The following is a 3368-nucleotide window of genomic DNA, read 5'->3' as shown; positions in this document are numbered from 1 at the left end:
TGAGCCAGGATCAAACTCTCCATAAAAGTGGCCGAAGCCATTTCCAGGATGTGCTTGTTAGCTCATCGCTGACTTACTTTATAACCTGTTTGACAGGTCGCTCATTGTTCAGTTTTCAAGGAACAAGTGTGTTGCTTATTCTACAGCCGGTTCAAGCCCGGAATTAGAATATATCATATTTCAAAACCGTTTTGCAAGCTTTATTTTTAGGCTTGTTTCGATTTCGATAACCGTCGCCGTGTATCTCTCTCGGCCGGAATTAGAATATACCATGAATCATTTTAGGAATGCAAGCACTTTTCGAAAAAAATGTCGAAAAGCGCGATAATCGCATGTAATCGCCCATTTTAGCCCACCATTTCGAAATAGAGGCGGCTGCCCGAAGGCAGCCTTTTTTTCGTTTTATCGCTAAACTGACTAAGCCAAAAGCTTGAGGAATTCGCGCATAAAGCCCGGCAAATCCGGCCAAGCGTGGCCGGATACGAGCTTGCCGTCCACATGGAGCGTCTCCTTCGCATAGCTCGCGCCAAGACGTTCTACGTCCATTCGGCAGGCATTGTATGCTGTCATCGTGCGGCCTTTAAAATAGGTCGTATCCTGCAGGGAAGCGAAAACCTGAACGCCATGGCAGATCGCCCCGACGGGTTTGTCCGCTTCAAGGAAATGGCTGAGTATGCGGGGGAGGTCTTCATTGCCGCGAATATATTCGGGCGCTCGTCCGCCGGGGATGAGAAGGCCGTCGTATCGAGCCGGATCGACATCCGCGAACGCCGCATGGGCCGGCAGCAAATGCGCCGGTTTTTCCGTGTAGGTATCCCAGCCTTCAGCGAAGTCATGCACGACGGTATGCAGAACCTTTTTGGCCGGGGCCGCTATGATCGCCTCGTAGCCCTCCTCCAACACGCGATAATAAGGATAGTAGACTTCAAGTACCTCTGCAGCGTCTCCGGTTACGACGAGAATGCGTTTGGACATGATATCACTCCTCTACCAAATGTGATGCTCCTTTCCAATTATGATGAACCTTCCATAAGCTGTAAACGGGTTGGTTTTGGCGAATCCCGTCGAACGCGTCGAGAGAGCGGCAACAAAAGAAAGACGCCGAGAATAACTCGACGTCTTCTATATCAATTATCTATGCATGGAGCAGAGGTTTGAAATCGGATCAGTCCAATTGAAAAGCGTCGAAGAACTGCGCTTTATCCGCCCCGTCAATCGCGAGCGTGCCGGTTGCCGTCGACGACGAAAGTTTGAAGTGCGTGGCGTCGATCTTCGCGGCCACGGCTTGGACGTTGGCATTTTGAAGCTGCCAGTTGAGGTCCGCGATGAAATCGTCCATATCGTAATACGCCCATTCCAGGATAATCGTGGCCGTCTGCGTACCGTCACTGACCGTAAACGTACGGTTCTTGCTCATATCTTCATTCGTGCCCGTGAAATGATTGTCCGCGAAGAATGCCGAATACCCTCCGCCCAGCGTGACGGATGCCTGCGTTCCCGTAGCGAACGTCATGATATAGAACGTATCGTCGAATCCCATCGCCGCTAGCGTGCGCTGACCGAGATCGATATGGTGGTCGTTGCAATATTGCTGGATAAAGCTATCGACCGCCGACCCGACCGCCTGGCCCGTCGTAAAACCGTTGAGCGGAATATCCCAGTTCAGCTCCACCGGGATGACGACATTGCCGTCGCTGATCGTGAAACTGACGGGATGCGATTGGAAATTGGTGTCCGTGATCCGGACGCTTTCGCCCCTTGCCTGCGTTGCGTAAATCGTTTCGAAGTCGAAATCCGAGAGCGCCTTGCTTGGCAAAAAGCGAAGCTCCGCGATTCTGGCTTCTGCCTGAACAAGCATGTCGACGTTCGTGACGAGCGCTTGGCGAACGGACGTCAATGCTTCGAAGGCGCTGCGTGCCGCGGCTACGGCTGTTTTGTCGGACAATGTAAGATCCGCCAGAGCCGGCAGGTCGTTGATTTGCTGCGTAACGACGGCTGCGGCTTGCACGTCCGCCTCATGCTCCGCCTTGAGCACTCCGATCCGGGCGACGGCATCGGAAAGCTTGGTTTGGTTCGTGACGAGGTTCCGTTGATCCGCGGACAACGCGGAGTAAGCGGTGTTGGCGGCCGTTACGGCCGTTTCGTCGGACAGCGCGAGGCTCGCCGTTGCAGGCAGCGCCGCGATTTGAGCGATGACGGCATCCGCGGCCGCCTTATCGGCTTTAAGCTGCGTCATTCTGGCCAGCGCGTCGGTCAGCTTCGATTTGTTCGTGACCAAGTCTTGCCGAGTCGCCGTCAAAGCATTGAATGCGCTGCTCGCGCCGTTGACGGCTGCTTCGTCGGACAGCGTAAGGTTCGCAGCGGCCGGAAGCGCCGCAATGAGCGCGATAACGGCATCCGCTGCCTGTTGATCTTCAAGCTCGATGATTTGCGCCAATGCGTCCGCGAGCTTGCTTTGGTTCGTGACCAGCGCCTGTTGGGCGGCCGACAAGGCATTGAAGGCGTTGCTGGCGGCAACTACGGCTGCTTTATCGGACAGCTGCAGATTTGCCTTGTCAGGCAGCTGCCCGATCTGAGCAGTGACCGCGTTCGCGGCCGCGATGAGCGCTTCGATCGTGGCTACCGCTTGCGTGAGCTTCGCTTGGTTCGTGACGAGGTCTTGTTGGGCTGTCGACAGGGCGTTGAATGCCGCGTTTGCGGCGGTAACGTCTGTTTGATTATCCAGCGTAATTACAGCTGGATCCGGCAAAGCCGTGATCTGAGCGGTTACGGCGGTTGCCGCCGCGATCAGCGAGCTGATTTTCGCTTCGGCTTGCGTTAGCTTCATTTGGTTCGTGACGAGCGCTTGCTGCGATGCCGATAACGCGTCAAAAGCGGTTCTCGCGCTCGTTACGGCCGCTTGATTGTCCAGCGTGATCGCTGCCGGGTCCGGCAAGGCCGCGATTTGCGCGGTGACCGCGTTTGCCGCTGCGATGAGCGCTTCGATCTTCGCTACCGCTTGCGTGAGCTTCGCTTGATTCGTGACCAGGTCTTGCTGGGCTGTCGACAGGGCGTTGAATGCCGCGTTTGCGGCGTTAACGTCCGCTTGGTTGTCCAGCGTGATTGCGGCTGGATCCGGCAAAGCCGTGATCTGAGCGGTTACGGAGGTTGCCGCCGCGATCAGCGTGCTGATTTTCGCTTCGGCTTGCGTGAGTTTCGTTTGGTTCGTGACCAGCGCTTGCTGCGATGCCGATAACGCGTCAAAAGCGGTTCTCGCGCTCGTTACGGCCGCTTGATTGTCCAGCATGATCGCTGCCGGATCCGGCAAGGCCGCGATTTGCGAGGTGACCGCGTTTGCCGCCGCGATGAGCGCTTCGATCTTGGCTACC

1 protein-coding gene and 1 pseudogene are annotated in these 3368 nt (G+C 55.8%); both read right to left on the bottom strand.

The window, feature by feature from the left end; genetic code table 11:
* Window positions 1–417 precede the first annotated feature (417 nt).
* The gene (locus tag GT019_RS18020) at window positions 418–975 is read right to left on the bottom strand and encodes a DJ-1/PfpI family protein (protein ID WP_161744583.1); all 558 of its coding nucleotides are present in this window, start codon (window positions 973–975) and stop codon (window positions 418–420) included.
* A 190-nt stretch (window positions 976–1165) separates the two neighbouring features.
* A pseudogene (locus GT019_RS18015) lies at window positions 1166–3368 on the bottom strand (hypothetical protein); the annotation flags it as partial.

The sequence above is a fragment of the Paenibacillus glycinis genome (genome assembly GCF_009909185.1).
Classification (GTDB): Bacteria; Bacillota; Bacilli; order Paenibacillales; family Paenibacillaceae; genus Paenibacillus_Z; species Paenibacillus_Z glycinis.
This window is presented reverse-complemented; position numbering and strand designations above follow the sequence as displayed.

Bases quoted from the DNA above. Each gene is read 5' to 3' on its own strand.
- GT019_RS18020 (WP_161744583.1), bottom strand. From the start codon at position 975: ATGTCCAAACGCATTCTCGTCGTAACCGGAGACGCTGCAGAGGTACTT.